The sequence below is a fragment of the Desulfofundulus sp. genome, from assembly GCF_049701015.1.
In the GTDB taxonomy this organism is placed as follows: Bacteria; Bacillota; Desulfotomaculia; order Desulfotomaculales; family Desulfovirgulaceae; genus Desulfofundulus.
In genome coordinates this window covers 1-4,353 of sequence record NZ_JBNATZ010000210.1, presented here as the reverse complement: position 1 = coordinate 4,353, position 4,353 = coordinate 1, and the positions used below count along the sequence as shown (strand labels likewise).

Sequence of the window (4,353 nt, the reverse complement as noted above, 5' to 3'; positions counted from 1 at the left end):
AGATTGAAGAAGGTAATCTTGAAGGTTTAATTTCTACTATTACCCTAATGGAGATAATGGCTGCACCAAAAATGAGCAAGGAGCGTCTATCAGCCGTTGAGGAATTATTGGGAATCTTTGAGCATTGTCCGGTTGATAATCAGACCGCAATTACAGCTGGTGGTCTTTTAGCGATGTACCGCCGCTCACATGGCCTGGAACCGATGGATGCTTTAATTGCAGCGACGGCCAAAGTTAATGAAGCCGTCCTTTTTACGTTGAATACAAGGCATTTCAAATATATAGAGGGCTTGAGTGCAGTCAATCCATATGATGCGGAGGTATAAAATATGCACGTAATTCGGGGGTGTATCGCCCATTTGCTGGAGGTAGACTTTCATGATTGACCTGCACGCGCATATTCTTCCCGGTCTTGACGACGGCGCACCGGATTTGGGCGAGGCTTTGTCTATGGCCTGGCTGGCGGTGGAGGACGGGATCGAGTTCCTGGTGGCCACACCCCACGTCATGGAAGGGGAATACTCTACGGACCGCGAGGCAATTCTCAGTGCTGTAGAGCAGTTGAACAGCCATTTGGATAAATACCAGATTCCCCTGAAAATACTGCCGGGTGCTGAGTACCGCCTGGAACCGGACCTGCCGGAACGCCTGGCCCGGGGGGAACTGGTCACCTTGAACGACGGGGGCCGTTACTTGCTGGTAGAACTCCCGCCCGCTTTTGTGCCTCCATATATGGAGCGGGTGCTCTACGAACTGCAGCTCCAGGGGGTTACCCCCATCATTGCCCACCCGGAAAGAAACGCCTCTTTCTGCCGCCACCCCGACCTGCTGCAGGTCCTGGTTTGCCGTGGGGTGCCGGCCCAGGTTACCGCGGGCAGCCTGACCGGGATGTTCGGGCGGGAAGCAGCCAGAATGGCCATTTATTTCCTGGAACACGGCCTGGCACACTTTGTAGCTTCCGATGCCCATTCTTCTACCGGGCGCACTCCCGTGCTTTCTCCCGCCCTTGCGGAAGTAAAGCGCCGCCTGGGGGCTGACGCAGCCTGGAAGCTGAAGGATAACTCCCGGCGGGTACTGGAGGGCCGTAACATTGCTATTGAGGCGGTCGGGAAGGTGCCGACCGGCAGGAGAGGTTCACTGCGAGCGTTTCTGGAGAAGTTCGTTTCAAAGAGGAGAGGCGGATGAGAAAACAGCTGTTTGACGACAAAGCTATTGGCTACGACTCATGGTACCAGACTGCTGCCGGCCGTTTCGTGGACCGGGTGGAAAAGGAGGCCGTATTGGCCTACCTGGAGCCGGAGCCCGGGATGAGCGTGCTGGATATAGGTTGCGGCACGGGCAATTATTCCCTGGAGCTGGCCCGGCGGGGGCTGAGAGTAACAGGGCTCGACATTTCACCGGGCATGCTGGCGAAGGCGCGCGCCAGAGCTGAGGCTGAGGGATTGCCGGTGGAATTTATCCTGGGGGACGCCGGGCGGCTGCCCTTCGAGGACAACAGTTTCGACGGCGTTATTTGCGTATGCGCCCTGGAGTTTCTGCCGGACCCGGACACGGCCCTGCGGGAAGCTTACCGGGTTCTGAAGCCGGGCGGCAGACTGGTGGTGGGGGTAATCGGCAGGGACAGCAGCTGGGGCCGTTTCTACGCGGCAAAGGCCTGCCGGGACCCCGGCAGTGTCTTCAGCCGGGCGCGATTTTATACTCTGGACGAACTGTGGCGCGTTATGCCGGGCAACACAGTGCGGGTCCGTGCGGTGCTGTTCACCCCACCGGACTTTGACTACCGGCAGGAGCAGGCTGCGCTGGAACTGGAGGCTGCTGCCGTCAAAGCCGGGCGCACCGACGGCGGGTTCATTTGCGCGGTATCGGTCAAGTAGAGACAAAGCGTTCTGGTACAATCACGGCCCGCGCTACGCCCGGCAGACAATATCGTCACCATTTAAAAGTAAATTTGTCCCTTACCGTTGGCTCCTGGTTATAAGTTCAAGAAGGTAATGCAGGCGCAGTTGTTGAATAATACTAAGTATTACAAATTGCCAGAACATTATGGTGGGGGAGGCGGGGGGAATCGTGGCACCGGTGCAGAAGAAATTGAGGGCCGCCGGAGTGGTTGGAGATTGAGCATGGCATGAGGAAAACATCATGCAAGGGTTTGTTCAATAATTGTCGAAATCATCTATAGAGGGACTTGCCCGGTTGCTTTAAAGTTTGCAGGAAATAGCTTGTTATGCTGGGTGATTTGGGGGGAGAACTCTCAAAATGACTCCTGATGCTAAGGTAACATTTTTTGAGGGAAATGGTAAGGGAAATTTTCAGTTGATATGGCGCCATTTTGTTGAAAAAGGAGTTCTAATCGAGCCCGGAGTTCGCCCTGTAATTGCAAGATCGTGGCAGAGATCGACAAGAATAGACCCATTCAGCAATCAGAGAATTGTCCTGCCAAAGCAGCGGTTGGATTGGCGGAGGAGACAGTATCAAGATCTTATTTCACTTGCCAGGCCTGTGATGCAGGAAATATTATCATTGGATGAAAAGTGTTATGTCCTGCTGTCCGATAGTGAGGGTTATATCATCGAGAAGGTAAGTAAAGTTGAATGCCCTATTCCTTTAGGTGCAAAATGCAGGGAAGAGGATATAGGTACCAATGCAATTGGGACGGCCCTGATCGAAAGAGGGCCTGTGGAAATCAAGGGGTATGAGCATTATGTGCCAAGGCTGCACAGTTATCATTGCGCGGCTGTTCCTATTTATGATGCAAAGGGAAATATAATCGGTGTGATGGATGTCACTCGCCCTGAGGGAGATTTGCCTGCAGGCATTCTGCAATTGCTAAAGTTTGCAGGGAAGTTAATCGAGTATCAGTTAAACTTCAGACAGAAATGTTGTTGTAGTGGAAAGATCGCATCGACTCTCGGGACACTGGTAGATCTCATAGATAAGTGCACTGTTATTGTTGATTCAGGGGGTAGAATTGTTTATGCGAATAAAAAGCTCTGCGATTTTCTGGAGATAGATAATCAGCAAAAAATTATGGGACTTCACTATTTAGACTTGTTAAAATCTAGCGATAATATGGATAAACAAACAACTTTCTCTGTTCATAATTTTCCTGCTGGTTACAATCGGGGATTGGCAAAAGAAATAGCAGGCAAGGTTATTGGTAAAAGACAGATCGGGAATTGTCAGGAAGCAAGTACCCTTGTTTTGCTTGACTTTAAAAATAATGCTTCTCTTTCCAGTCCCAGCCGTTCTGTTTACAGGTTTCATGAGATCACAGGTAAGGCGAAGTGCTGGAGCGAAATTATCTGGAGGGCAAAAAAAGCCGCTCAGGTTTCTTCAAATGTGCTTATTGAGGGTGAAAGCGGAACCGGCAAAGAGTTAATAGCGCGGGCCATTCATGATGAGAGCGGGAGGAAGGGGCCTTTTGTTCCTATAAACTGTGGAGCGATACCAAAGGACTTAATTGAGAGCGAATTGTTTGGCTATGAAGATGGGGCTTTTACAGGGGCCAAAAAAGGTGGAAAAATGGGAAAGTTTGAGATTGCAGAGGGAGGCACACTTTTTCTTGACGAGATAGGAGAAATGGCGCTGGAAATGCAGGTACATTTGCTGCGGGTTCTCCAGGAGAAAAAAGTCACCCGGCTTGGTGGAACTAATGCAAGGTCTGTTGATGTCCGGATTATTGCTGCCACAAACCGCGATCTGCGTAAAGAGGTTGAAGCGGGAAGATTCAGACAGGACCTTTATTTCCGTTTAAACGTAATTAATATCAAGTTGCCCCCGTTGAGAGAAAGAAAGGAAGACATTCCGATTCTTGTAGAATACTTCTTTTTGAAGTTTTGCCAGCAATTTCAGAAAAACATTACCTCAGTGGATAAAGAAGTCATGGAGATTCTCTGTAACTACGATTGGCCAGGTAACGTTAGGGAGCTGAGCAATGTCATTGAGAATGCGGTAGTTTTTACGGAAGGGGACGTTATCTTGCCCGAGGTTATACCACCTTATATAAAAGAGTATGAGCCTGTTCGTGATTTGACTGGAGGAAGTCTCAGGGAAGTAGAGGAAAAGTTGATCCTGGAAACACTGAAGATTCATAACGGGAATATTTCCAAAGCAGCGAAAGCCCTGGGGGTAACCCGTAATACCATTTACAGAAAGATAAAATCTGCTAAGTTGGATATGGATTGACATTTAGGACTAACTGGGAACAAAACACCCCCCGGGCTTGCCCCGGCTGGTTGCTTACAAGTGTACCCGGTCTTGGCGTCAGGATTAGATGGGGCGGGTGCGGGGTGGAAAGAAAAGCCTGCCGGATAAGCTTTGCGAAGCTGGTAACCGTGGCTGGACCGGCAGGAG

The 4,353-nt window shown here is 50.5% G+C and carries 4 protein-coding genes; all 4 read left to right on the top strand.

The features are described from left to right. The coding region (locus ACPLUI_RS11600) for a type II toxin-antitoxin system VapC family toxin (protein ID WP_424660422.1) at window positions 1-326 on the top strand (326 nt) is incomplete at its 5' end. A gap of 52 nt (window positions 327-378) precedes the next feature. Further along, complete coding sequence (locus tag ACPLUI_RS11595; protein ID WP_424660421.1) at window positions 379-1,185, top strand: tyrosine-protein phosphatase; 807 nt, start codon at window positions 379-381, stop codon at window positions 1,183-1,185. Further along, window positions 1,182-1,874: a class I SAM-dependent methyltransferase gene (locus ACPLUI_RS11590; RefSeq protein ID WP_424660420.1), complete on the top strand. Its 693-nt coding sequence runs from the start codon at window positions 1,182-1,184 to the stop codon at window positions 1,872-1,874. The genes ACPLUI_RS11595 and ACPLUI_RS11590 overlap by 4 nt, the downstream gene beginning before the upstream one ends. Window positions 1,875-2,256: 382 nt before the next feature. Further along, window positions 2,257-4,185 carry a sigma-54-dependent Fis family transcriptional regulator gene (locus tag ACPLUI_RS11585; RefSeq protein WP_424660419.1) on the top strand — a complete coding sequence of 643 codons (1,929 nt, stop codon included), beginning with the start codon at window positions 2,257-2,259 and terminating at the stop codon, window positions 4,183-4,185. Window positions 4,186-4,353: the final 168 nt, after the last annotated feature.

Coding starts and splice junctions, on each gene's coding strand:
- ACPLUI_RS11585 (WP_424660419.1), top strand. CDS start 2,257: ATGACTCCTGATGCTAAGGTAACATTTTTTGAGGGAAATGGTAAGGGA.
- ACPLUI_RS11595 (WP_424660421.1), top strand. CDS start 379: ATGATTGACCTGCACGCGCATATTCTTCCCGGTCTTGACGACGGCGCA.
- ACPLUI_RS11590 (WP_424660420.1), top strand. CDS start 1,182: ATGAGAAAACAGCTGTTTGACGACAAAGCTATTGGCTACGACTCATGG.